Annotated in this window: 21 protein-coding genes; 10 read left to right on the top strand and 11 right to left on the bottom strand. The window is 58.9% G+C overall.

Translation table 11 applies throughout. From position 1 onward, the window contains the following. Positions 1–96: 96 nt before the first annotated feature. On the top strand, positions 97–912 hold the full coding sequence (gene hutG / locus GCT13_RS12575; RefSeq protein ID WP_321574312.1) for an N-formylglutamate deformylase: 816 nt from the start codon (positions 97–99) through the stop codon (positions 910–912). Positions 913–1,134: 222 nt separating this feature from the next. Here the strand turns inward: hutG and GCT13_RS12570 are convergent, their stop codons facing one another. The 5 genes from GCT13_RS12570 to GCT13_RS12550 form a co-directional block, all read right to left on the bottom strand. Beyond that, positions 1,135–2,064: an electron transfer flavoprotein subunit alpha/FixB family protein gene (locus GCT13_RS12570; protein ID WP_152758352.1), complete on the bottom strand. Its 930-nt coding sequence runs from the start codon at positions 2,062–2,064 to the stop codon at positions 1,135–1,137. Next, complete coding sequence (locus GCT13_RS12565; RefSeq protein ID WP_152758477.1) at positions 2,065–2,814, bottom strand: electron transfer flavoprotein subunit beta/FixA family protein; 750 nt, start codon at positions 2,812–2,814, stop codon at positions 2,065–2,067. It abuts the gene before it with no gap. A gap of 16 nt (positions 2,815–2,830) precedes the next feature. Beyond that, complete coding sequence (locus tag GCT13_RS12560) at positions 2,831–3,418, bottom strand: HutD/Ves family protein (RefSeq protein WP_193727641.1); 588 nt, start codon at positions 3,416–3,418, stop codon at positions 2,831–2,833. 10 nt (positions 3,419–3,428) lie between these two features. Next, positions 3,429–4,616 (bottom strand): NAD(P)/FAD-dependent oxidoreductase, encoded by a 1,188-nt coding sequence (locus tag GCT13_RS12555; protein WP_321574311.1) that lies wholly within the window; start codon positions 4,614–4,616, stop codon positions 3,429–3,431. 147 nt (positions 4,617–4,763) lie between these two features. After that, on the bottom strand, positions 4,764–5,783 hold the full coding sequence (locus GCT13_RS12550; protein WP_193727640.1) for a LysR family transcriptional regulator: 1,020 nt from the start codon (positions 5,781–5,783) through the stop codon (positions 4,764–4,766). Positions 5,784–6,006: 223 nt separating this feature from the next. On the opposite strand from GCT13_RS12550, the gene GCT13_RS12545 reads away from it, so the two are divergent. Beyond that, positions 6,007–7,680, top strand: coding sequence for an electron transfer flavoprotein-ubiquinone oxidoreductase (locus GCT13_RS12545; protein ID WP_152758346.1), 1,674 nt, complete (start codon positions 6,007–6,009; stop codon positions 7,678–7,680). 22 nt (positions 7,681–7,702) lie between these two features. Here the strand turns inward: GCT13_RS12545 and betI are convergent, their stop codons facing one another. After that, a complete protein-coding gene (betI, locus tag GCT13_RS12540) occupies positions 7,703–8,371 on the bottom strand; it encodes a transcriptional regulator BetI (RefSeq protein ID WP_152758344.1) in 669 nt (222 codons plus the stop codon). A gap of 649 nt (positions 8,372–9,020) precedes the next feature. On the opposite strand from betI, the gene GCT13_RS12535 reads away from it, so the two are divergent. After that, positions 9,021–10,247 carry an ABC transporter substrate-binding protein gene (locus GCT13_RS12535; RefSeq protein WP_227746799.1) on the top strand — a complete coding sequence of 409 codons (1,227 nt, stop codon included), beginning with the start codon at positions 9,021–9,023 and terminating at the stop codon, positions 10,245–10,247. Positions 10,248–10,437: 190 nt separating this feature from the next. Here the strand turns inward: GCT13_RS12535 and GCT13_RS12530 are convergent, their stop codons facing one another. Continuing rightward, a complete protein-coding gene (locus GCT13_RS12530; protein WP_152758342.1) occupies positions 10,438–11,025 on the bottom strand; it encodes a dimethylsulfonioproprionate lyase family protein in 588 nt (195 codons plus the stop codon). 368 nt (positions 11,026–11,393) lie between these two features. On the opposite strand from GCT13_RS12530, the gene GCT13_RS12525 reads away from it, so the two are divergent. Both GCT13_RS12525 and GCT13_RS12520 read left to right on the top strand, forming a co-directional pair. Next, a complete protein-coding gene (locus GCT13_RS12525; RefSeq protein ID WP_152758340.1) occupies positions 11,394–12,446 on the top strand; it encodes a proline racemase family protein in 1,053 nt (350 codons plus the stop codon). 56 nt (positions 12,447–12,502) lie between these two features. Continuing rightward, positions 12,503–13,534, top strand: a complete 1,032-nt coding sequence (locus GCT13_RS12520) for an Ldh family oxidoreductase (protein ID WP_321574310.1) — start codon at positions 12,503–12,505, stop codon at positions 13,532–13,534. 78 nt (positions 13,535–13,612) lie between these two features. Here GCT13_RS12520 and GCT13_RS12515 read toward each other — a convergent pair whose 3' ends face one another. Beyond that, the gene (locus tag GCT13_RS12515) at positions 13,613–14,872 is read right to left on the bottom strand and encodes an aromatic ring-hydroxylating oxygenase subunit alpha (RefSeq protein ID WP_321574308.1); all 1,260 of its coding nucleotides are present in this window, start codon (positions 14,870–14,872) and stop codon (positions 13,613–13,615) included. 394 nt (positions 14,873–15,266) lie between these two features. Here GCT13_RS12515 and GCT13_RS12510 point away from each other — a divergent pair, with 394 nt between their 5' ends. Together GCT13_RS12510 and GCT13_RS12505 are read left to right on the top strand one after the other, a co-directional pair. Continuing rightward, positions 15,267–16,145 (top strand): LysR substrate-binding domain-containing protein, encoded by an 879-nt coding sequence (locus GCT13_RS12510; RefSeq protein WP_227746798.1) that lies wholly within the window; start codon positions 15,267–15,269, stop codon positions 16,143–16,145. Between the two features lie 189 nt (positions 16,146–16,334). Beyond that, on the top strand, positions 16,335–16,628 hold the full coding sequence (locus tag GCT13_RS12505) for a DUF1330 domain-containing protein (RefSeq protein WP_152758334.1): 294 nt from the start codon (positions 16,335–16,337) through the stop codon (positions 16,626–16,628). 81 nt (positions 16,629–16,709) lie between these two features. On the opposite strand, the gene fdxA is transcribed toward GCT13_RS12505, so the two are convergent. Continuing rightward, positions 16,710–17,048 (bottom strand): ferredoxin FdxA, encoded by a 339-nt coding sequence (gene fdxA / locus GCT13_RS12500; RefSeq protein ID WP_152758332.1) that lies wholly within the window; start codon positions 17,046–17,048, stop codon positions 16,710–16,712. 56 nt (positions 17,049–17,104) lie between these two features. Beyond that, positions 17,105–18,511: a KamA family radical SAM protein gene (locus GCT13_RS12495; RefSeq protein WP_152758470.1), complete on the bottom strand. Its 1,407-nt coding sequence runs from the start codon at positions 18,509–18,511 to the stop codon at positions 17,105–17,107. Positions 18,512–18,770: 259 nt separating this feature from the next. Here GCT13_RS12495 and gcvA point away from each other — a divergent pair, with 259 nt between their 5' ends. The 3 genes from gcvA (at position 18,771) to GCT13_RS12480 (ending at position 21,755) form a co-directional block, all read left to right on the top strand. Next, positions 18,771–19,679: a transcriptional regulator GcvA gene (gene gcvA, locus GCT13_RS12490; protein ID WP_321574307.1), complete on the top strand. Its 909-nt coding sequence runs from the start codon at positions 18,771–18,773 to the stop codon at positions 19,677–19,679. 353 nt (positions 19,680–20,032) lie between these two features. Continuing rightward, on the top strand, positions 20,033–21,364 hold the full coding sequence (locus GCT13_RS12485; RefSeq protein WP_227746797.1) for an NAD(P)/FAD-dependent oxidoreductase: 1,332 nt from the start codon (positions 20,033–20,035) through the stop codon (positions 21,362–21,364). A gap of 40 nt (positions 21,365–21,404) precedes the next feature. Further along, a complete protein-coding gene (locus GCT13_RS12480; protein ID WP_152758466.1) occupies positions 21,405–21,755 on the top strand; it encodes a RidA family protein in 351 nt (116 codons plus the stop codon). Positions 21,756–22,044: 289 nt separating this feature from the next. Here the strand turns inward: GCT13_RS12480 and GCT13_RS12475 are convergent, their stop codons facing one another. Next, on the bottom strand, positions 22,045–23,337 hold the full coding sequence (locus tag GCT13_RS12475; protein WP_152758327.1) for an SUMF1/EgtB/PvdO family nonheme iron enzyme: 1,293 nt from the start codon (positions 23,335–23,337) through the stop codon (positions 22,045–22,047). Positions 23,338–23,362: the final 25 nt, after the last annotated feature.

Genomic DNA, 23,362 nt, shown 5'->3' with positions numbered 1-23,362 from the left:
GATCGACGTGGCGGCGAGGGCGTTTCGCAGGAAGAGGCCAGCAGGTCCGACCACGGGCGGCGACGTTCAAATGACCTGGTATCAGGAGATTCTGCTGTGCAAGAAGCGATGTTCACTTTCCATCAAGGGCGGATTCCGCTGCTGGTTTCGATTCCGCATTTGGGCACGGAGATTCCGGCAGGAATCTCTGCGCAGATGACGGACGCGGCTCGTGCTGTCGCCGATACGGACTGGCATCTCGACCGTCTTTACAGCTTTGCGAAAGCTGCCGGCGCTTCGGTCCTGGGTGCCCGGTTCTCGCGTTATGTCATTGATCTCAACAGGCCGCCCGGTGGTGAAAGCCTGTACCCGGGGCAGACGACGACAGGCCTTTGTCCGACGGAAACATTTCGCGGCGAACCACTGTACCTGGACGGGAAGGCGCCGGAGCAGGACGAAGTACAAAAGCGTCTCGAACAATACTGGCGGCCGTATCATGAAAAGCTGCGCGCTGAGCTGGACAGGATGAAGCAGCAATTCGGGCAGGTGCTGCTGTGGGAAGCCCATTCGATTGCCAGTGTTTTGCCGCGACTGTTCGAGGGCAAGCTTCCTGACCTGAACATCGGCACGAATGCGGGCGCCAGTTGCGATGCCAGCATCCTCGATGCAATCTCATCCGAACTGGTCAAGAGCCAGCCGTTCACATGGGTCGCGAATGGCCGGTTCAAGGGTGGCTATATCACGCGGGCATTCGGTCAGCCGTCGAACGGTATCCACGCGGTGCAGCTCGAGATGTGCCAGTCGATCTATATGAACGAAGATGCCCCGTTCGGTTATCGGCCGGATCTTGCTGAACGGGTTCAGCCTGTGATCGAGCAGATGATGTCCGCAGCCACTGCCGCGACATTGAAACTCCGCGCACGAATTTCCTGACCACAAGCACCAGAACATGTGCCGGTGAAGAATAAGAACCGGACCCGCCCGCTATCGATACCTGAGCGCTTGACTCCAGGTTTCACCCATACGATACGTTCGACTCCTGCTTAAAAAAGGCCAGCGCCGCGTGCTTCATGCGGTGCCGGCGAGTCTTCCAAGGAGATGGGGAAATCGTGCGCGGCTGACGTTGCAGCGTCGCAGCGTTACAGCGTTACAGCGTTACAGCGACTGCGTGATCTGCGGAACAGCGTCGAACAGATCGGCGACGAGGCCGTAGTCGGCAACACCGAAAATCGGCGCTTCAGCGTCCTTGTTGACGGCAACGATGATCTTCGAGTCCTTCATGCCCGCCAGATGCTGGATAGCACCGGAAATGCCGACGGCGAGGTAGAGTTCCGGCGCCACGATCTTTCCGGTCTGACCGACCTGCAGATCGTTGGCGGCATAGCCGGAATCGACTGCGGCGCGCGAGGCGCCGATCGCCGCACCGAGCTTTTCAGCGAGCGGGTCGAGGATCGCGAAGTTCTCGGCACTGCCGAGGCCCCGTCCGCCCGATACCACGACGCGCGCAGCCGTCGGGTCCGGACGGTCGCATTTCGCGATCTCGCGGCGAACGAATGTCGACAGGCCGGTGTCGGCCGCCGCGGTCACTTCGGTGATGCTGGCGCTTCCGCCTTCCGCAGGGGCTGCATCGAACGCGGTGGTGCGGATCGTCGCGACCTTCACGGGATCGCTCGTCTGCACGGTCGCGATGACGTTGCCCGCATAGATGGGTCGCTGGAAGGTATCGGGTGCATCGATCGCGATCACATCCGAAATCTGCGACGCGTCGAGCTTCGCAGCGACGCGCGGCGCCGTGTTTTTGCCGGCCGCGGTCGCGGGAAAGAAGACGTGTGTATAGTCGCGGGCCAGTCCGACGATCTGCGCAGCGACGTTCTCGGCCAGTCCGTCGGCGAGATGACGCGCATCGATCAAGATGACCTTCTCGACACACGCAATCCGGCTTGCGGCTTCGGCTGCGGGACGGGCATCGCTGCCGGCGATCAGTACGTGCACGCCTCCCGCGATCTTCTGCGCTGCCGAGACGGTGTGCAGCGTCGAGCTCTTCACCTGAGCGTTGTCGTGTTCCGCAATAACAAGCGTCGTCATTTAAATCACCTTTGCTTCGGATTTGAGTTTCTGCACCAGCGTTGCAACGTCCGGGACGATCGCACCGGCTTTGCGCGCCGCAGGCTCGACCACCTTGAGCGTCTTGAGGCGAGGCGAGGGATCCACACCCAGGTCAGCAGGCTTCAGCGTGTCGACAGGCTTCTTCTTCGCCTTCATGATGTTGGGCAGCGTCACGTACCGCGGCTCGTTCAGACGCAGGTCCGTCGTGACGATTGCCGGAAGACGGATCGTAATGACTTCAAGCCCGCCATCCACTTCACGCGTAACGGTGGCCGACCCGTCGCCGATTTCAATGTTGCTGGCAAACGTAGCCTGAGGCCAGTCGAGCAGCGCCGCGAGCAGCTGACCGGTCTGGCCGGCGTCGTCGTCGATTGCCTGTTTGCCCAGGATGACGAGCTGCGGCTGTTCCTTGTCGATGACGGCTTTGAGCAGCTTGGCGATCGCCAGAGGCTGCAATTCGGCATCGGTTTCGACGAGCACACCACGATCTGCACCGATAGCCAGCGCGGTGCGAAGCGTTTCCTGGCATTGCGGCACGCCGCACGATACGGCTACCACTTCGGTCGCCTTCCCTGCTTCCTTGAGGCGGGTAGCCGCTTCCGTGGCAATCTCGTCGAACGGATTCATTGACATTTTCACGTTGCCGATATCAACACCGCTTTGATCGGCCTTCACGCGGACTTTCACGTTGTAGTCGACGACGCGCTTTACTGCAGTCAGTACCTTCATTTCATGTTCCTCAAGTTCAGACGGCCGTCGGTTCAATGATCACCAGTTGTGGGACGGGCCCAAAGCCTCGATCTTTTCCGCCGACCGGGTCGGGGCTGATCCGAACCGGATGTTCCAGATTCTGAAAGACCGCAAACTGGTCTACGGCGATCCGGTGCGGTGCTGCCTCTGTCGAAGCTGCGGCATGGCATGCACGACCCACGGCCAGCACGATGGCCGTGGCACCTGCGGGTACGGCCGTTGGACCTGTGAGTGCACGCACGGTCGGCTGGTAGATGTGCCTTCTGCACATCACATTGAGCGCAGTCACGGGCCCGTCTATCAACGAAGCATCCCATGCGGTCGCGCCGTCGTATTCGGCGACTGTGAACGGCGTAAGAGTCGTTGTCAGGCTGCCCGCGCGTAGCACGACTCCCTTGCCTCGCAGAACGACGGATAAGCGCGTCATCCCTTCGAACGTCGAATACGGACCGTCGCGTTCGACCTCTGCAATGCTCACGCGCCAGTCAGTACCTTCCGAAGCCAGCGTTCTCGTTATGCCCTTGCCGTTGCGCCATTTCCCGGAAGGTATTGAGGCGATGTCGCGCACTTGCATCGGGGACATCGGCTGGTCCTCAGGAAACGGCGCCCAGACCATACTTGCCCGTCAACAGCTCGCCTGTTGCAAAACGTTCGATCGAGTACGGCTTGAGCGATACATCTGTCGGCATACCCAGTGCCTCCTGAGCGAGCACGCGGCCCACCGTCGGCGACAGCTTGAAGCCGTGACCCGAGAAGCCGTAGCCGACGATGAGACCTTCGATGCCGGGCAGCTTGCCGAGAACCGGGTTCCAGTCGGGCGTGACGTCGTAGACGCCGGTCCACGAAGAAGCGATGCCCGCCGTTTCGTACTCCGGGAAGCGCTCGGCGACCTGGGCGCCGACGTCGACGATGTAGTCCATCGGAATGTCGCCCTGCTCGGTGTCGGCCGTGTTCAGCTTCTCGCCGACAACGCCTTCGCTGACCAGCATCTGACTGCCGCCGTAGCTGCGGTAGTAGAGCATGCCGGGGGATGCGAGATCCTTGAAGACGGGCATCTTGAACGTGTACTTTGCGGCTTCGCATTCGAGCGCGAGCACGGCATGGCGCTCCGGCATGATCGGAAGGTCACGGCCCGTCCAGCCCGCAAGCTCGGGTGTCCAGATGTTCTGCGTGCTGATCACCGTCGACGTGCTGAAGTCGCCGATGCTCGTCGAGACGCCAACGACCTTGCCGTGTTCAAACAGGATCTTGTTGACGTTGACGTTTTCCTTGATCGTCACGCCGCCACGGCGTGCGGCGCGTGCAAAGCTCGTTGCGACGAGGTATGCATCCGCGAACCCGGCTTCCGGCTCGTAGCCAATAAGAGCTGCATCGTCGAACCGGGCGATCGGCATCAACTCCCTGGCTTGTTGCTGGTTCAGCAGTTCGAGCGGAATGCCTTGCTCTTTCTGCTGATTTAGCGAGGCGCGCAGAGGCTCGAGCTTGTCGCCCTCGCTCGCGACGATCATGTAGCCGCACTTCACCAGACCGCATGACGCTTCTTCATCGCTCAGGTAGGACGAGAAGTTGTTGAAGACTTCCCACGATTTCCTCGCCAGCTCCACGTTTTCCTTGACGGAGTAATGGGTGCGCAGGATGCCCGACGACTGTGAGGTCGTTCCGGCGCCGATCAATCCGCGATCCAGGACTAGAACGTTCTTCGCCCCGAGCCTGGAAAGCTGGAAAGCGACAGAGCTGCCGATAACGCCAGCGCCAATCACAACCACATCGAAATTGTTCACAGTTTGCGTCCTTCATTGAGCAAGGTGTGAGTCAAGTGTGCGACCAGAAATAATTTCGCGCGGGAATATAAGCACGCTCTATTTTTAATTTAAGTGTCGCGAGGGCGGGGCTAATGGAATGCTGTAGCTCTGGACGATCAGGATGGCTTACCCCAACGCAAAATCCTGGATGCTTCGACTTTCCGGGGCGTTCAGATTGGTGCAGTAGAAGAACTCGAAAACCGACGATGCGGCTTCCGGGAACGTTCGCTGAAGAGTTGGTGTGATGGTGTCCCGGGCGATCGAAAGAGCTTCACGCGAGACGGTTTCGGCGATGGTCGACCATTCGGAGCGCCGGGTCAGAATGAACATGTCACGCTGACCGAGCCGCATGTTGGGCAAGGGAATCACCGTTGTGCTCGCCAGTAAGGCGCGGTACCGATAGAGGCATATCGGAGTGGTTATCGCGCAGCCGAACCCGGCGTCAACGAGGCTCAGCAGTGCTTCCGTGCTGTCGAGTTCATATCGCTTCGGTGCGAACACGCCTATCTGGCGCATGAAGCGTTCGATCTGCGCTCCCATACGTGAGTCAGCGCTGTAGCGTAGAAGAGGCAGTTCGCGCACGATCTGTTCGAGCTGGCGATGGTCTGCAAATCTCTTCGGAGCGACAGCAACGAACTGCTCGGATAACAGCGGACGTGCTTCAATCTTTTCTATGTCCGCTGCTGCGTCGCTGCATATTGCCAGTTCCAGGTCGCCAGCAGACAGTCTGGCACTGAGCGTGTGAGTGGAGCCCGACGAAATCGTCAGATCGCTGACTCGAGGACCCAACAACTGGACGAGGCGCGGTCCGAAGATCGCGGCGAACGATTCGACGCAGCCGATTCTCAGGCTTCGGGCTTGACTGCCGGAAGCTGACCGCACATGCAATGCGACTGCGTGAGCGTGTTCAAGGAGTCCCGTGGCACTCGAGAACAGGATCTTGCCAGCAGCGTTTGGCCTGACTGGCCGACACTCCCTGTCGAATAGCGCGACGCCCTGTTCTCGCTCCAGCGATGCGATCAATTGACTGACTGCGCTCTGCGTGACACCGAGCACCCTTGCGGCCTTGGTCATGGATCGCGTTTCGCAGACTGCCACGAATGCCTGAAGTGCGTGGAGGTCCACTCCAACGGTCGAAGTTCGCATATCCATCTCCATCGTGAGTGAATGGTGCCGCGAGACTGACCGGAGTCGAGCTAATCCAAACGATTCTTGAAACTAGCATAAGCGGCCGTTATGTCTTCAGCCTGGTAAATTCGTCCGTTCTACGATCCGCCTCCGTTGATCGTCGATATGCGATCAGAACCTTGGTGCGGGCGATGTCCCTACGGGCATGTCCTTCTCCCTATGCTCACAAGTATTTTTGAATATGAACGCGCAAAGTCTGCTCGAGCAATTCGGTCCGCGAGAAGCAATGGAATATGACGTCGTCATTGTCGGCGGCGGCCCGGCGGGCCTGTCGGCGGCCATTCGTCTGAAGCAGCGCGCGGCGGAAAAAGGCGTCGAGATTGGCGTCTGCGTGCTCGAAAAAGGCTCGGAAATCGGGGCGCATATCCTCTCGGGTGCCGTGATGGACCCGCGCGCGTTGAATGAACTGATTCCCGACTGGAAGGAAAAAGGCGCGCCGCTGGACGTCGAGGTGACGGAAGACCGGTTCCTGTTCCTCTCCGAAACCGGTGCGAAGTCCGTGCCGAACTGGGCGCTGCCCGACAACTTCAAGAATCACGGCAACTACGTGATCAGCCTCGCGAACGTGACGCGCTGGCTGGGCCAGCAGGCCGAAGCGCAGGGCGTCGAGATTTTCCCGGGCTTTGCAGCGGCGGAAGTGCTGTACAACGACGACGGCTCGGTCAAGGGCGTGGCGACGGGCAACCTCGGCATCGGCAAGGACGGCGAGCCGACCGAGAACTTCCAGCTCGGCATGGAACTGCACGCGAAGTACACGCTGTTCTGTGAAGGCGCGCGCGGGCATCTCGGCCGTCAACTCTCGGACAAATTCAAACTGCGCGACGGCGCCGATCCGCAGGTCTACGGTATCGGCATCAAGGAACTGTGGGAGATTGATCCTGCGAAGCACAAGCCCGGTCTCGTGATTCACACGGCCGGCTGGCCGCTCGACACGCAGACGTACGGCGGTTCGTTCCTCTATCACATCGACAACAACCAGGTGATGGTGGGCTTTGTCGTCGGCCTCGGCTATTCGAACCCGTATCTGTCGCCGTTCGAAGAATTCCAGCGCTACAAGACGCATCCGGAAATCCGCAAGTTCCTCGAAGGCGGCAAGCGCGTGTCGTATGGTGCGCGCGCGATCACGGCAGGCGGGCTGATGTCGCTGCCGAGGCTCGTATTTCCGGGCGGCGCGCTCGTCGGCGATGATGCGGGGTTCCTGAACGCATCGCGGATCAAGGGCTCGCACGCGGCGATCAAGACGGGCATGCTGGCCGCCGATGCCGCATTCGATGCGGTGCAGGCGGGCCGTCAGTCAGATGAACTCACCGCGTATCCGGAGTCGTTCAAAACGTCGTGGCTGCACACCGAACTGCACAGGGCACGCAATTTCAAGCAATGGATGAGCAAGGGCCTGTATCTCGGCACGCTGATGGTCGGCATCGAGCAGAAGCTGCTGGGCGGCAACGTGCCGTGGACGCTGCATCACCAGCACTGGGATCACGAGATGCTGAAGCCGGCCTCGCAGTGCAAGCCGATCGACTATCCGAAACCTGATGGCAAGCTCACATTCGACCGGCTCTCGTCGGTGTTCATCTCGAACACGAATCACGAAGAGAACCAGCCCGCGCATCTGACGCTGAAAGATCCGTCGGTGCCCGTCAAGGTGAACCTGCAAACGTACGCGGGCCCGGAAGCGCGTTTCTGCCCGGCGGGCGTCTACGAATTCGTCAAAGACGAAACAAACGGAGCCCGCCTGCAAATCAACGCGCAGAACTGCGTGCATTGCAAAACCTGCGACATCAAGGACCCGACGCAGAACATCGTGTGGGTTACACCAGAGGGAGGCGGCGGCCCCAACTACCCCAACATGTAGACGGCGCGCGAACTGTACGCGTTCAGCTGAGGGGAGCTGACGTCGCTGCTTTGGACATGTTCATCTTCCAGATCTGTCTGGTCGCGTCGTCGATCATCCCGTGGAAGATGCCGATGACCTCGCTGAGCGTGACGCTTGCCGCAACGCGGTGCTCGATCCAGAGCCCGTGAACGAGCGCAAGCGCCTGAATGGCGTGGATTCGCGCCATTGTGTGATCGCACCCAGCCTGGCGCAGATCGAAGATGAAGTTGGATCGCAAGCGCTTCGAAAATGCCGCGCAAAGTCGCTGTACTTCCGGATCGTGAGCCGATGAACTCCACATGTGCGGCCAAACGTTGGCGGCACCTGGGCTCATCACCTCATCACTGAAGCACATGTCCGCCGTGAACTTCATCCGCTCGACGGGATCTTCGATGCCCCGCCGGCCGCTCGTCAACTGATCGCGCACCCTGCGAATCATATGTTCGAACGTTTTGTAGACGAGGCTTTTCTTGTTTTCAAAATGATGGTGAACAAGGCCGACCGAAACGCTTGCATGTTCGCTGACTCGTCGGATCGTCAAATTCTCGAGGCCGACATCACCGACGACTGCCAGCGTCGCATCGATAAGCCGCAGCCGCATTCCCTCGTAGGGCCCCGGATCGTCCTTCCGGTCATCCTTCGCAGCGGCTGACGTCGTCGTTGTTTGCATTGCTCCCTCGTCTTTTCTGTGCCCGCCCGTCCCGGCGAACTGCGTAAGTGCGCCAGTTTACCCTGAACGTGCATTGGGACCTGATTTGCCCGATCCGTCTCGAAGCCTTGGTAGCCCGGTTCGCGGACGGATTTATCTTGGCTGTTAGGCTGAACAGATGTTCATGATACATGGATGCTAAATCAGAGATATCGTTGAACGATCGTTCATATTGTTGGTGCTTGCGACGTAGGTAAATACCCTCGCTTTTATCGAAATTCGACATGTATCAGAAAAATTGCGGTTGAAAAATTATTTTTGATGTCGAAAAATCGCGTATATAGTGAGCCTCAAGGCGAATGAAGTTGAACGAATGTTCAGCTTAAGGCCGGCTAATAGTAGCTGTTGATCCACGTTTTGGCTGGTCGATGGTTCAGTTTTCTGGCGCTGCGGTCGGGCATTGAGTCCACGGATGCGTAGTCGAAGGCCATCAGCGGCACTAACGCGGGGTCTTGGTGAGTTCGGGCAGGGAAGCGTTGATCTTGCAAAATCCGTCGACGCGCTGGTGCCACGGTACACAACGTAATAAGTAGTAGACCTTATCAGTAGTCGAGGGCAGGAGAGAGAGTCCAGCTTGAGCGGATGATCGGGCAAACGGCAGCGGCAAAGCATGCCCATCGTCGTGACGCGTGGTTCTTTCTGCTTTGCGATACGACGAGGTGATGGTTTGAAGTTGGCAGTTCATATCAGGAGTGTTTTCTTTTTAACCGAGACGATTGGCTTCACCGTGCCACTAGACGTCAATAGGAAGGACAAAAGCATGAAACTGGAAATCAAGCATTCAGCGAAGGTTGCGTTGCTGGTCGCGACGGCGGCTGTGAGTGTCACCGCGAGCGCGGCTGATCTCGTATTTGCGAGCTGGGGCGGCTCTTACCAGGACGCCCAGATTGCAACTGCGGTGAAGCCATTCGCCGCAAAGGTTGGCACCAACGTGAAGAGTGACGTCTACAACGGCGGCATCGCGCAGATTCGCAGCCAGGTCCAAACCAACAACGTGACCTGGGACGTAGTCGACATCCAGATGGCCGATGCTATCCGGGCGTGCGATGAAGGACTGCTGGAAAAGGTCAATGTCGCCGCGCTGCCTGCTGCCAAAAACGGAACGCCCGCGAAGTCAGATTTCCTGCCCGGCGGTGTCACGGACTGCATGGTCGGCAACGTAGCGTGGTCGACTGTCATTACCTATAACAAGGAAGCCTTCAAGAACGGCGAGCCGAAGACCGTTGCGGACTTTTTCGACCTGAAGAAATTTCCCGGCAAGCGGGGCCTGCGGAAATCGCCCGAAGCGGCTCTTGAATGGGCGCTGCTCGCTGATGGCGTAAAGCCGGCTGACGTGTACAAGGTGCTGGCTACGCCGGCGGGCGTCAACCGCGCGTTCAAGAAACTGGATACGATCAAGTCCTCGATCGTCTGGTGGGAAGCGGGTGCTCAGCCGCCCCAGCTCCTGGCCGACCGCGAGGTCTCGATGACGAGCGCTTACTGCAACCGCATCTGGACCGCTATCGCTCAGGACAAGAAGCCGTTCGGATTCGTGTGGGATGGGGAAGTGAAGAACATCGAGGGCCTCGCGGTCGTGAAGGGTACCAGGAACCTGAAGGCCGCTCAGGACTTTCTTAACTTCTCGACATCGACGGAACAGCTCGCGAAGCTGGGTTCCGCGACTGCATTGGGACCGATGCGCAAATCGTCGATCTCCATGGTCGATCCTTCAGTCAGCCCGTATCTGCCGACCAACCCGGCAAACGAGAAGACAGCAGTCGACGTCGACGTAGCCTTCTGGGCAGACCATTCCGACGACCTGAATCAGAAGTTCGCAGTGTGGCTCGGCACCAAGTAACCGATCACGCGGGAGGGCGCACTCACCGCGGAGAGGTCGCCCATCCGGTTGCGGTGAGTGCAATGAGCGTGGCGCTTGTTCAATGTCGGTTGCGGCGAGTGTCGCAGACAGTCTGCGGCGCTCGTTGCAGTTCTACTGCCGTTGTCAAAGTCCTGGGAGCGACGCGAATGCTTCCGTCGTATATGACAGTTCAGACAAGAAGGCACCACAGGGCGAGAAATGGCGATGTACGGGAGCGCATCGCGTGCAGCAAGTTTGGCGTGTTGTAGATGCCGCCGCCTGGACCCGGATCGATCCATTCACCATCGCCCTGCCGGAACTCGCCAGGACTCAGCAGTACGTATGCCTCCTGCGGCGGGTGGCTGTGATCCGGATAGCGGGTATTGGGAAGCATGATCGTGATGCCAAGCTGAACGTCACTTCGGCTCTCGGCTCCGCCGGGGCCGCAAACGAAGCCATTCGCGTGTCGTTCGACGTAGCCTTGACTGCCGTTGACGCCGGAGGCTCTTCGGCGCCACCCGAGAAGTGGCTCAACCGACTTGAGCGCCTTTGCAATATCACTGAACCGCGCATCTCCAGAAAGCGCCGTTAGCGATGCGTCGAGCCATTCACAGGCCGGATAGCGCGTACCCAACCTCTGCCCATCGTCCGACGGGATCTCCAGTCTTGAGAATGCCACTTCGACCATCTTGCGGGCCTCGACGCGAACAAGATCGGATGCAAAGTGCTGCCGGGCGACATGGATGAATTCGTTCACAACGTCGGGGCGGGTTGTCATTAGTACCTCGTGATCGAAGGCGGTGCAATAGCCAAAGGGTAAATGTGGCGAGTCCGATGATGATTCGCGGCATCGGTTCTGCCCGTTACCTAAGCGGCGCTTATGATCAATACAACATGGGCCAAACCTGACAGAGCGCCTGTTTGATCGGAGTATGTTGATTCGTGGGTGGGTGGGAGGACACCTGATTTCTAGAACCGATCGGACGTGCCGCGGAACGCCGTAGTGCCCCGATATAACCAGAATGCGCCGGGATCAGTATCTGGCAAGGCTGACGCGCGGCGGCGCTTCTACTGGACGCGGTGACACCTCGCGCGATGTCGAGAAAGATCAGTTTTTTTGGCAACAATGTACGAAACGGGAAGATCATGACTTTCAAACGCACTTTCCACGCCGTCGAGACTCACTCCGGTGAGCCGATGCGCGTGATCACGGGCGGCGTTCCCCATATTCCGGGCAACACCGTCTATGAGCAGATGAAGTGGCTCGAAGAGAACGATGACCAGATCCGCATGCTGATGCTGCGTGAGCCGCGCGGCTATCCGCCGCTTTGCTGCAATCTGGTGGTGCCGGCGAAACACCCGGATGCAGCAGCGGGCTACATCATCATGGAGCAGGTCGAGTATCCGGTGATGAGCGGCGGCAATACGATCTCGGTTGCAACTGTGCTTCTGGAAACCGGGATGATTCCGATGCAGGAGCCGGTCACGGAGTTTCAGCTGGAAGCGCCGGCAGGGTTGATCGGTATCAGGGCGGAGTGCAGCAACGGAAAGGTCACGTCGGTTACGTTCCGGAACGTGCCGGCTTTTGCGGCCCATATCGAGAAGGTCATCGACGTGCCGCATTTCGGCAAGGTCACGGTGGATGTGGGCTGGGGCGGCATGTTCTACGTCATTGCCGATGTTCGGCAGTTCAAGGGGCTCGAGCTCAAGCCGGAGCACGGTCGTGAGATCACCAGAGTCTCAGCGCTGATCCTGAAGGCGGCCCAGGAGCAGCTGCCCGTCGCACATCCGCACTATCCTGGATACGGCATCACGATCGCGCAACTGTCTGGCCCGACCGACAATCCGAATGCAGACTGGAAGAACGCTGTCACGGTTGCAAGCGGGGAGATCGACTTTGATAACCCGGCAACATGGACGGGCGCTATCGACCGCTGCCCTTGCGGAACGGGCACATCGGCGAAGATGGCCACGCTTCATGCAAAGGGTCAACTCGACCTGAACCAGCCTTTCCGGCATGAGGGTGTGTTGGGAACCGTGTTCACGGGAAACCTCGTCGAGCAGACGAGCATCGGTGACTACAAGGCGGTTGTGCCGACGATCTCCGGCCGTTCGTGGATATATGGCTACAACACCTATGTGCTTGACCCTGACGATCCTTTCGTGAACGGCTTCACGATGGGCGACATCTGGGCCTGACGCATCGCGGTCATGTCGGACCGCGGGAGGCGCCAGCATGCATTTGGACGATACGAGTGCCGCGCCGTGCCGCGGCTCGGCTCGTCCACCGCTTGCACTTGGGTGATGAGACTATGAGATACGAGAGTGAAGTAGCGCGGCAGATAGCGTACGAGGCGATCACGACGGCCGGAGCAAATGAGGCGATCGCTCATTCGCTCACCGAGGCAGTGATATCGGCCGAGCTTGCCGGCAGCAAGGCCGTTGGCTTTGCGCACCTTCCGGACTATCTGGACGGCTTTGTGAAGGGCAGAATTGCGTTGAATGCCGAGCCGCAGGTCACCTTTCCGGCCCAGGCGGCCGTGCGAGTTGACGCGCAGCGCGGAATTGCACAGCTCGCATACGATCGCGTCTTCGATGAGGTCGTCGAAAGAGCGAAAACATACGGCGTCGTCGCGCTCGCCATATCCAACAGCTTTACAGTCGGTGAGCTTGGCTACTACACGCGGCGGCTCGCGGAAGCAGGTCTTGTTGCGCTGGGGACGTGCAATGCGACGGCCCAGATGACCACGCTCGAAAGCGGAAAGGCCATTTACGGCACCAATCCCGTGTCGTTCGCTGCGCCAGTCGCGAACGATCGGCCTCTCGTCATCGACCAGGCGTCGAGTGCCACTGCGTTCGTCAATGTTCGAAGAGCTGCCGAAGCCGGAGAGACCCTCGCTGAGGGCTGGGCGGTAGATGAACAGGGCGCGCCAACCACCGACGCGAAAGCGGCCATCAAGGGCCTGTTGTTGGCATTCGGTGGTGCCCGGGGAGCCAACATCGCGATGATGATGGAGATTCTTGCGGCAGGCATGACCGGGGCCAACTGGTCAATGGACGCGCCGCATTATGCGGAAGGAAGCGAGACGCCCGGAGTGGGGCTTTTCCTCGTGGCCCTGAAGGCCGACGTCTTTGCGGAAGGCTTCGAAGCGCGCATCGCCACACAGATCGACAGACTGGCGCAAGCGGGTGTCCGCATTCCGGGCAGCCACATCAAGGTGCGTGAGATCGACGTCCCGGACGACGTCATGGAGAGGGTGCGTTCGTTTGGGCGCGCCACCAGGTAGGTGACGGGCCTGATAGCGTTTGTGCCACCGGGCGATTGGCTGGCGTCAGGTGCTGTTCGACCTGACGCCGGCAGGCGGTCAGATGCCTTGTTCCTTCAGTTTGGCGTCATACCACCGGCAGAACTGATCGAGCGCCGCCTCCGTGTACTTCGAGTAGGGTCCGGGGACGTAAGCAGGGTCCTGCGTGCCACTGTGAGTGCCTTGGACAAGGTCGGCATCCTGCTGGTTGGTTGCCAGCCACACTTCAGTGAGGGTCTTCACGTCGTAATCGACGCCCTCCACGGCGTCTTCGTGAACGAGCCATTTCGTACGAACGAGCGTCTTGTCCGGTGCGATCGGAAGAATGAAAGCGACAATCGAATGGTCACTCATCACATGGGTCCACGAGTTGTGGCTCCACATATGAACGTCACCGAGATCGCGGCGCGTGAGGTCTCCCATGAGCCTGGTGCTGGCCACTTTGGTACTCATCGTTTGCGATTCGTTGCTTCCGGCGATCACGAGCCGCTGCGTGCGGAAGTTCGTATGAACGCTTTCGTCGAGCGACTCGAAGGTCGAACAGATATAGCCTTCGCTTTCCCAGTTCTCCTTGTTTGCCGCGTTGCGCGCCACATAGGCGTGATACGAAGCCATCTCTTCTTCTCCGAGACCGTCCGGACAGAAGCCGAAATCTTCCGGGAGGAACGAGTTGGTCAACTCGGGGTGAGTTCCTTCGCAGTGGTAGCACTCGCGATTGTTCTCCATCACCAGCTTCCAGTTGCCATTCTCGATGAGCTCGGACTCGAAAGCGATCTTCGTGCGTTGCATCTGATGCGGCGCGAAGCGGGGCGTCATGACTTCTTCCAGCTTTGCGATGTCGGCCGGCGGCTCGTCGGACAGACACACGAAAATATGCGCGCCGACCACCTTCGTGTGAACCGGGATCAGGCTCCGGCATTTCGCGTCGAAATCCTTGCCCATGTGCGAGGTGTGCTTCAGGCTGCCATCGAGGTCGTAGGTCCACTGGTGATAAGGACAAACCAGCATGCCCACGCTCGCCTTTCCGGGCTGCTTCATGATGCGCGATCCGCGATGGCGGCAGACGTTCCGGTACGTGCGGATGTTCTCATCGTCGTCGCGAACGATCATGATCGATGCTTTGCCGATCTCCACGGTCGACACGTCACCGGGTTCGGGTACGTCGGCGGTGACGCCAACAAGAATCCAGAGTTTGTTGAAGAAGACATCCAGATCGTTTTCGAAGACGTCCTGGCGGCTGAAAATTTCGCCGAAGAATCCGCAGCCGGGCACCCGGCTGTCCAGCAGTTCACGATGGGTTTTGACGGGGATGACAGACACGTTTTTGCTCCAATCACGTTGTATTTCGGCGGGGCGAAGGCGTAAAGCCACAATGCCAGTATTGAAGTGCAAATTTGGAGCGTCAACGGCCTTTAATGTGCTGTTGGTATTACTCTATGTTATGCGAAACTTTACGCTCGCCAGCCAGCGGGCACGTGCGGTCGGCGGCGGCTTCACTGTCGCCGGAATGTCCGTCTCTCGATCGGCGCGCGAGGCGCGAGATCCGCTCTCGCGGTTTGGGGAACCGGCGCCGATTAGCTGATCCGCTTCGGGGAAAACCCGGGCATTCTCGCAACATGTGCGAGGGTTGGATTGCGCTTCATTACTCGAGCAGAGACAGTCAGAGATGAAAATTACACGAGGTCCCAAGGGATACCGACGGATCATTCCGTCAATGACCGCGCTCGTCGAATTCGAGGCGGTTGCGCGTCTCTCGAGCTTCACAAATGCGGCAGCGGAACTAGGGGTGAGCCAAGCCGCGGTGAGCCGGCAGGTCAGGTTTCTTGAAGAGACGCTCGGCGTAAAGCTCTTTCATCGATTGCACCGGTCGATATCGCTTACTGTCGAGGGGGAATCGCTTTACCTCGTCGTCGCCGAGTCGATGCAGAAGATCGCGGGCGTCTTCGATCGTCTGTCTACCGGGATCGAACAGCAGGAACTGGTTCTTGCGTCCACCGCCGCCTTCTCTCAGCTTCGTCTTCTCCCGCGGCTGGCGAATCTGAAGAAGCTACAGCCACGGTTGAAGCTCCGGTTGACGACCCAAATGTTCACCGCTGATCTACGGCATAACGAGGTGGATGTAGCCGTCAGGTTCGGTGATGGCACGTGGGGAGACGGTTCATCGACGTTGCTCTTCGATGAAGAAGTCTTTCCCGTATGTTCGCCGCGCTGGCTGCGGGAAAACGCTGCGCCTCAGTCCCTTGACGCGCTGGCACAACTTCCACTGGTCGAATCAGACTCGACATCCGAGGGATGGATGGGATGGGACGAGTGGTTTACGTCTGTGGGACACCGTCCTGCAAAGCTTAACTATGCGCTCCGGTGCAGCATTTACACCGACGCCGTGCAGGCCGCCCGGTACGGCCAGGGCATTGCGCTCGGCTGGGGGCGGCTGGTCCATGATCTCCTGGTATCAGGCGAGTTGGTGAGACTGGAGACGGGTACATGCAAGATGCGGGACGGATATTACATCGTCGTGCCACACGGCAGATCGATCACTTCATCCATCACCGGACTCATCGAATGGCTGAACGAAGATCCGTCTCCGATCTGACTGGATACACGTGGCACTGAATGACCGCACGAGTGCGGAGCAACGGCAATAACTTGAAGCGATGCGACGAGAAAAGTTGAGTGTGCTCTGAACGATAACTATGATGCGCGAAGCGTTGCGTGGCTGGACCAGCGCCTGGAGATTCTGGTCACGAATAGAAACAGGCAGACGTCTACTCGAGGAAAACAGATGAAAGGCTATTGGCTCATTTTAGGCGAAGATATCAAAGATACCGATGCGCAAAAGCGATATGGTGAGCTATGGGCACCTATTGCCACAAAGTACGACGCGAAGGTTAGGGTTCTTGATACGCATGCCGTGCTTAAAGAGGCGCAAACGACCACGCGAGTGGTCGTTGTCGAATTTCCATCCTATGAACAGGCGAAGGCGTGCTACGCAGACGCGGCCTATCAGGACGCCGCAAAATTTGCGTTACAGGCGTCGAAACGGGAGTTGCTGGTTCTGCAGGGTGAGTTGAACTAAATGCGTTTGCATCATGGCGGCCCGCGCCTACATCGTCGTGATGCGACGGGGGGCGCAGGCGCTGCTGACGCAACGTGACGGTTAAATTACCGTGTCGCGAGCGAGATGAGATAGCTTGGAGCGCACGTCCTTCCACTCGTCGGCGTCGGGTAGAGGGGAATGCCGGGTTGTGATCGCTGGCCATTCTTTTGCGAGCGAGGCGTTGAGTTCGATGAAAGCGTGCTGCTCGCTGCCAACGATCTCCTCGGCCGGCGCGATGGCATCGACCGGGCACTCGGGGGCACAGACGCCGCAATCGATGCATTCATCCGGATCGATGACGAGAAAGTTTGGACCTTCGCGAAAGCAGTCGGTCGGACAGACCTCGACACAGTCCGTATAGCGGCACTGGATGCAGCTCTCGGTTACAACGTACGCCATTTCTCCTCCGGGCGTGGAATGAATCGGGCTGTGGCCCGCGCAGGCGGGCCGCGAAGTTACGCTTCAATCGCGAGTGGCTGCGGCGTCTCTGACGTCGCGTCCGGCACATATCGGCCCGTGTGTCTCGTGACAAGCTGCAGGGTTTTGTGCGGTGCATCCGTTTCGGTTTCAAAGAAGAACTTCCTTTCTCCGAATGCAGGAACGAGATCATGGAGCCACGTCGCATCGGGATCGAACTTCGCATAGAACGGACGACGGACCCACTCGGGCTTCCGCGCTTGCAGGAACTGCAGCGCGAACACCTTTTCGCCAGCGATCTCGACGATGCCGTCTATCACGACCTTGCCCGGGAATGCGCTCATCGAAGGTCCACGGACCGTGCGAGCCAGGCCTGATACGGAACTGTAGGCGGACTGGAAGATCTCATATGCCCGCGCGAGCGGCAACTGGAAGTAGTGGCTCGGGCCTGTATCCCGTTCGACAAACATGTAGTAAGGAACGGCACCCAGCCTTACGCCCGTTGTCCAAAGTTCTACCCAGCCCTTCGGATCTTCGTTGATATGGCGGATCAATGGGGCCTGCATGCGCAGCGTCGCACCCGTCGATACGATTCGCTTCACGGCCCGCTGCGCGATAGCGGTTCGAAGCTCGGCCGGGTGATTGTAGTGTCCCATGATCGCCAGGTTTTTACCGGCGGCGACGACCTTTTCGAACAGCCGCAGCAGATCATCCGAATCCTTGTCCGTCACGAAGCGCTGAGGCCAATAGGCAACGGACTTCGTGCCGATACGGATATTCTGGATGTGCGCGAGCTCGGGGACGAGCAGGGGCTCGATATAACCAGCGAGCGAACGAGTGTTCATGATGAGCGGGTCGCCCCCGGTGATCAGCACGTCGGTAACCTCGGGATGCAGCTTCAGATAGGCGACCAGTTCGCTCGATTCACGCGCATCGAATTTCAGATCGTCCATGCCGACGAATTGCGGCCAGCGGAAACAGAAGGTGCAGTATGCGTGACATGTCTGCCCGGCACTGGGAAAGAAGAGAACCGTCTCTCTGTATTTGTGCTGCAAACCACTCACTGGCTGGCCGTTCATAAAAGGCACGTTGTGCGTCATCTGGCCGGCGGGATGGGGATTCATCGCCAGCCGGATGCGACGAACTGCATCGTCGATGGCGGCGTTATCCTTCTTCACCAGTACGAGTTCTCTAAGGTTCGCATAGTCGGATGGAGAAAGCATGTCCTGATGCGGGAACGTCAGACGGTAGATCGGATCGTCGGGGACATTGTTCCAGTCGATCAGTTCGTCCATCACGTACTGGTTGGTTCGGAACGGCATGACCCGGGAGACAACCTGTACGGCTTCGCGAAGTTCTTCCGGGAGTAGCTGCCATTGAGGCGCCTGGCTGATCGTTTGGCGGGTATAAGGCTTGAACTTTGCAGGAAGAAAATCGGAAGTCATGAAGCATCCTTTGTAAAGTAGAGAGTCGTATAAATAGGAATGCAAATCAACGATGTCATTCGCACGCGCTAGAGGCCTTGTGGACAGAAGCGACCGCTATAGCGAGGCCCCACTCATCCGGATGACCAGAGAGCTGGCAGAAGCAATTGAAGGCAATGGGACCGGGCACTTCCCGTATGTCATGGAAATCATTGTTACTTCATGGTCGGCGGGCAGCAAACGATATAAACTCGCAACGTTGTGCGTTTGAGGAATGAACGTGAGGCGAAGAATCCCGAGTATCGAAGCGCTGATCGCTTTTGAGGCAGCAGCGCGCCATCTGAGCTTCACCCGTAGCGCCGCGGAGCTGGCTTTGACACAGAGCGCCGTCGGTCGTCAGGTAGCGAGTCTGGAGGATTATCTGGGTGTACCGCTTTTTAACCGTGTGAAGAAGAGGCTCAGCCTGACCGAGGTAGGTGAGGTGTATGCGAGGCAGGTCCGCGAAGATCTTGACCGGATAGAGCGCAATGCTCTGGCCGCAATGGCGCATCGGAACGCCGGCGGGATTCTTGAGCTTGCCGTCATTCCGACGTTCGCGACGCGGTGGCTGATTCCGCGGCTTCCACAGTTCTACGCGGAGCATGAACACGTTACGGTCAATCTGACGACACGGGCCGAACCATTCCTGTTCACAGACACGCCGTTTGACGCAGCTATTCACTTCGGCGACCCCGTATGGCCCGGGTCTATAACGACCTATCTCTTCGGTGAGGAGATGACGCCTGTTTGCAGTCCGCGGCTATTACAGGGGAGAAACTCGCTCGAGCCTCAGGACGTCACGAAGTTTACGTTGCTTCACCAGTCAGCAAGACCGGATGCATGGCGGCAATGGCTCGCGCAGGCAGGCATTGCTGATGACGTCGACTGCATGCGGGGGCAGCGTTATGAACTGTTCTCGATGCTCGTCGAAGCGGCGCGTGCCGGACTGGGCATTGCACTTGTTCCCCGGTTCTTTGTATCGCACGAGGTGGCGACTGGGGAACTGGTGCTACCGTTCAGCATGTCTCTACAGAGCGAAAAGGGATACTACTTTGTCTATCCTGAGTCCAAGCAAAATTCGCCACAACTGCAGGCGTTCGCGCTTTGGCTGCTTGCGGAAGCCGGCCGATATGCCGAGCGCGAGGAATGACGACGGTAGTCCAAGTGATGATGTCGCCGTCGATCGCACACTTCTGTATCACGTTCTACGACCACGACATCTGATCACACTGTATGCGGCAGTTCGATGCATGTAATTAATGCATCTTCTTTCGGCCTGTAGTACCCGCCAGAAAATCAAGCGGCAGTGAAGCTCATCATTTGGGCTGCTGATATTAGGCGGATGTCACGGCTTCCTCGGCATCATGAGAAGAGACTAAACCATCGAGGAAGCCCGTTTCCTTTTCCTTGTACGAAGAGGCGCAGGCTTTGACACGGTCCGCTGTTCGCTCGCAGGCGCTCGAGGCGCGAGCGCAATGATGTTTCGATCGTAGCGGTGATTCCATGCATATCCAACGAGGTCTCCCTACTTCCGACGTGACCGCCGGGAAATACCCAACCTATCAACTTGGTTCGGGCTGGAACGCGATGCTGCCCGAGCGTCCGAAGAGTTCTCGAACGAGCATTCGGCGGTTCGGAACGATTGTGATCGGCGGAGGATACACGGGTCTTGCTGCCGCGCGCCGCATCGCAGAGATGCAGCCCGACGTGCCGGTGTTGGTGCTTGACGCCACGACCATCGGCGAAGGCTCATCCGGTCGGAATTCGGGTTTCGTTATCAATCTGCCTCACAACACCAAAATGGGTGGGCACACCAGTCCACTGGAAGTCGCTCGCAAGCAGATTCGCTTGTACGACGCAGGCCTGCGTTGGCTTGAGCAACTCGTTCGCGAACATCGAATTGACTGCAACTGGAACCCGGCCGGAAAATTCCACGCCGCAGCGAGCGATTCGGGCGTAGAGAATCTCAGCGCATCGTTGGCTCAATACCGTGAATGGGGCGTGAACTTCGAAGAGTTCGATCGCGACGCGCTGCGGGAAAAGCTCGGCACCAGCTACTACCGTTACGGGTTTCATTCGCCCAATAACGTTTTCGTCCAGCCTGCCGCACTGATCCGGGGGCTGGCTGACAGTCAGCCCGCAAACGTCGTTCTGGTCGAGAGCGAACCCGTCATAGCGCTAAGCGAGTCGTCTCCTTTCCGGATCACCACCTCCGAGGCGGAATACACAGCTGATCGCGTCATTTTGGCCAACAACGGATTCGCCAAAGCGTTAGGCATTCTGCGCGACAGACTGATTACGATCTTCACCTATGCGGCCGTCACCCCCAAGCTGCCCGAGTCCGAGCTGAAGAAGCTCGGCGATACCCAGGAGTGGGGCGTCATCCCGGCCAATCGCCTGGGCACGACATTGCGCCGTGTCCAGGGCGGTCGTTTCATGGTGCGCAGCGCCTACTCCTATGAGCGGGAGCAAGCCCCCTCCGATACGCTGGCTCAGTTGACGAGCTGCTATCAGCGCCGCTATCCGAACATGAAATCTCATGATTTTGAGTATGTGTGGGGAGGGACAACGGCGTTGACTCGCAATGGCGCCACGTTCTTTGGAGAACTGCGTCCCGGCCTGTTCGCGTCATTGGGCTGCAATGGGGCGGGCGTGCTGAAAGGAACGACATACGGCAAGTTATTGGGTGAGATGGCCATGGGTTCCCAGTCTTCGCAACTGTCCGATGCGCTCAGTCTGGAAGGCCCGAGCTGGCTACCTCCGGAGCCGATTAGGCGCATTGGCGTCGTTTCATCGATCAGGTATCAGTCCGCGCTCGCCGGTCCTGAACGCTAGTCTTTCACCGCCCAAGTCACTCGAAGAGGAATGAATGAAGATGCCCGAAATCAAGCGCAGCCATGTGGGGAATCGTCTTTCGGAGGTCGCCATCCATCAGGGAACGATCTACCTTGCCGGTCAGGTACCGAAAGACATCACGCAAGATATGGCTGGTCAGACGCGTCAGGTGTTGGCGTCAGTAGATGCGCTGCTTGCTGAACATGGATCGGACAAATCCCGCATCCTGTCATGCCAGATCTTTCTGTCCGACATGTCACAGGCCGCGGCGATGAACGAAGTATGGGACGCGTGGGTGACGCCAGGACACACGCCGCCTCGCGCCACGGTGGGGGCTACCTTGGCGCAGGGGGAGAAGTTGATCGAGGTCGTGATCGTGGCCGCCGCCTAGTTTTACATATCTGGCCGTCACGCTGCGCTTGTCTGCGGCTGGACGCATTCCGCACTTCGGATACGGCGGGGCGGCAATGAGATGCGGCCGTATGCTCGGTGTGCGCCGATTGGCTTGTGGCGCGAGGTCCGCTTGTTCCATTCGTGCGAGATTATTTTTAGCGCATGCCGCAAGTGGGTTTCGTTACAGAAGATAAATTAAAGCATTTCCTGAAAAGTTAAAGCAATTGCCGGAAAAAGTTGGATTAGAGCGGAAGCTGAAATTTGTTTTCAACTTCCGCTTTAAATCGTCAGTTCCGCACGCACCTGAACCCGGCATACACATGCTGATAGCGCGGCTGAAACCAGTTGCGGAAAGTGGGCCGCACCATGCATTGCGCAGTGCGGGCCGAGCCGCCTTTAAGCACGTAGTGCTGTCCGTCGAAGAAATTGGCCGAATAGCCGGGATAGAACGGGAACGCATCGAAACCCGGCAGCGGCTCGAATAGCGACGACGTCCACTCCCATCCGTTGCCATACTGGCCTTCGACGCCGAACGCGCTGACGTTGTCCGGCGACGCATCGACGGCTTGCGGGTCCCAGTTGCGGAAATCGAAGTTGCCCGAAGCCGAGGGCGGCGTGCCGTGCGCCGCGCGCTGCCATTGCGCTTCCGTGGGGAGCGTCTTGCCGGCCCAGCGCGCGTACGCGCTCGCTTCCGCGTGGCTCACGTAGACGGGCCAGTCGGGCGGCAGCGCAATGTCCTCGAACATCGCGCGCAACGTCCACTCGCCGTCGCCGTTTTGCGACCACGTCACAGGATGCGAAATGTGCTCGGCTTCCTTCCACGCCCAATCCTTGTCGCTCCACAAAGAGCGATCGCGATAGCCGCCCGCATCGATGAATTCGCGGTACTGGGCGTTCGTCACCATGTAGCGGTCTATCTCGAACGTATCGACGTGCACGCGCTGCTCGCCGAATTCGTTGTCCCAACCGAAGCAGCCTTCCTCTTTCAGCATGCCGAGCACGGCCTCACCAGCGGGCACGCGCAGCATCGGCGACGATTCGACATTGCGCAGCTGTTGCGTGCCCTGCATGCTGCGCGCGGGCGCGGCCTTCATCTCGAGCGGCAACTGATGCAGCATGTACGCGAGCGTTTCCGCATGCATCAACCGGTGTTCGATTGCGACATGCAGCAGTTGTGCGGGCGAACCCGTCGCCATGTCGCCATGCCCGAACTCGAATCTCTCGAGCTTGCCGTCGATCTGCTCGCGCGCCTTGTTCCCGTAGCCGCTGACGATGTCGATGGTCGGCCAGTCGGAAGGCTGATCGGTGGGAAAGCCGCCATCGACGGGATCGATGCCGAACGCGAACAGCTTGTCGAGTTCCGGCGCGAAGGCGGGCAGTGCGGTTAACCGCTCATCGAACAGATTGCGGTCGAAGGCTTCGAGATGGCCGATGTAGAACACGATCCGATGACGTTCGCGGATCGGGCGTTCATAGAGGTATTCGGGTTTGACGACCGCGAAGAGGGCGTCCGTGACGCTGCGGGCATCGATGAGACGTTGGACCAGTGGGTGATGCTGCAGGACAGGCTCGCGATTCATTTCGCCGGGTCTCCTTGTTGGGGAG

This window comes from Paraburkholderia franconis (assembly GCF_009362735.1).
Lineage (GTDB): Bacteria > Pseudomonadota > Gammaproteobacteria > Burkholderiales > Burkholderiaceae > Paraburkholderia > Paraburkholderia franconis.
This window is presented reverse-complemented; position numbering and strand designations above follow the sequence as displayed.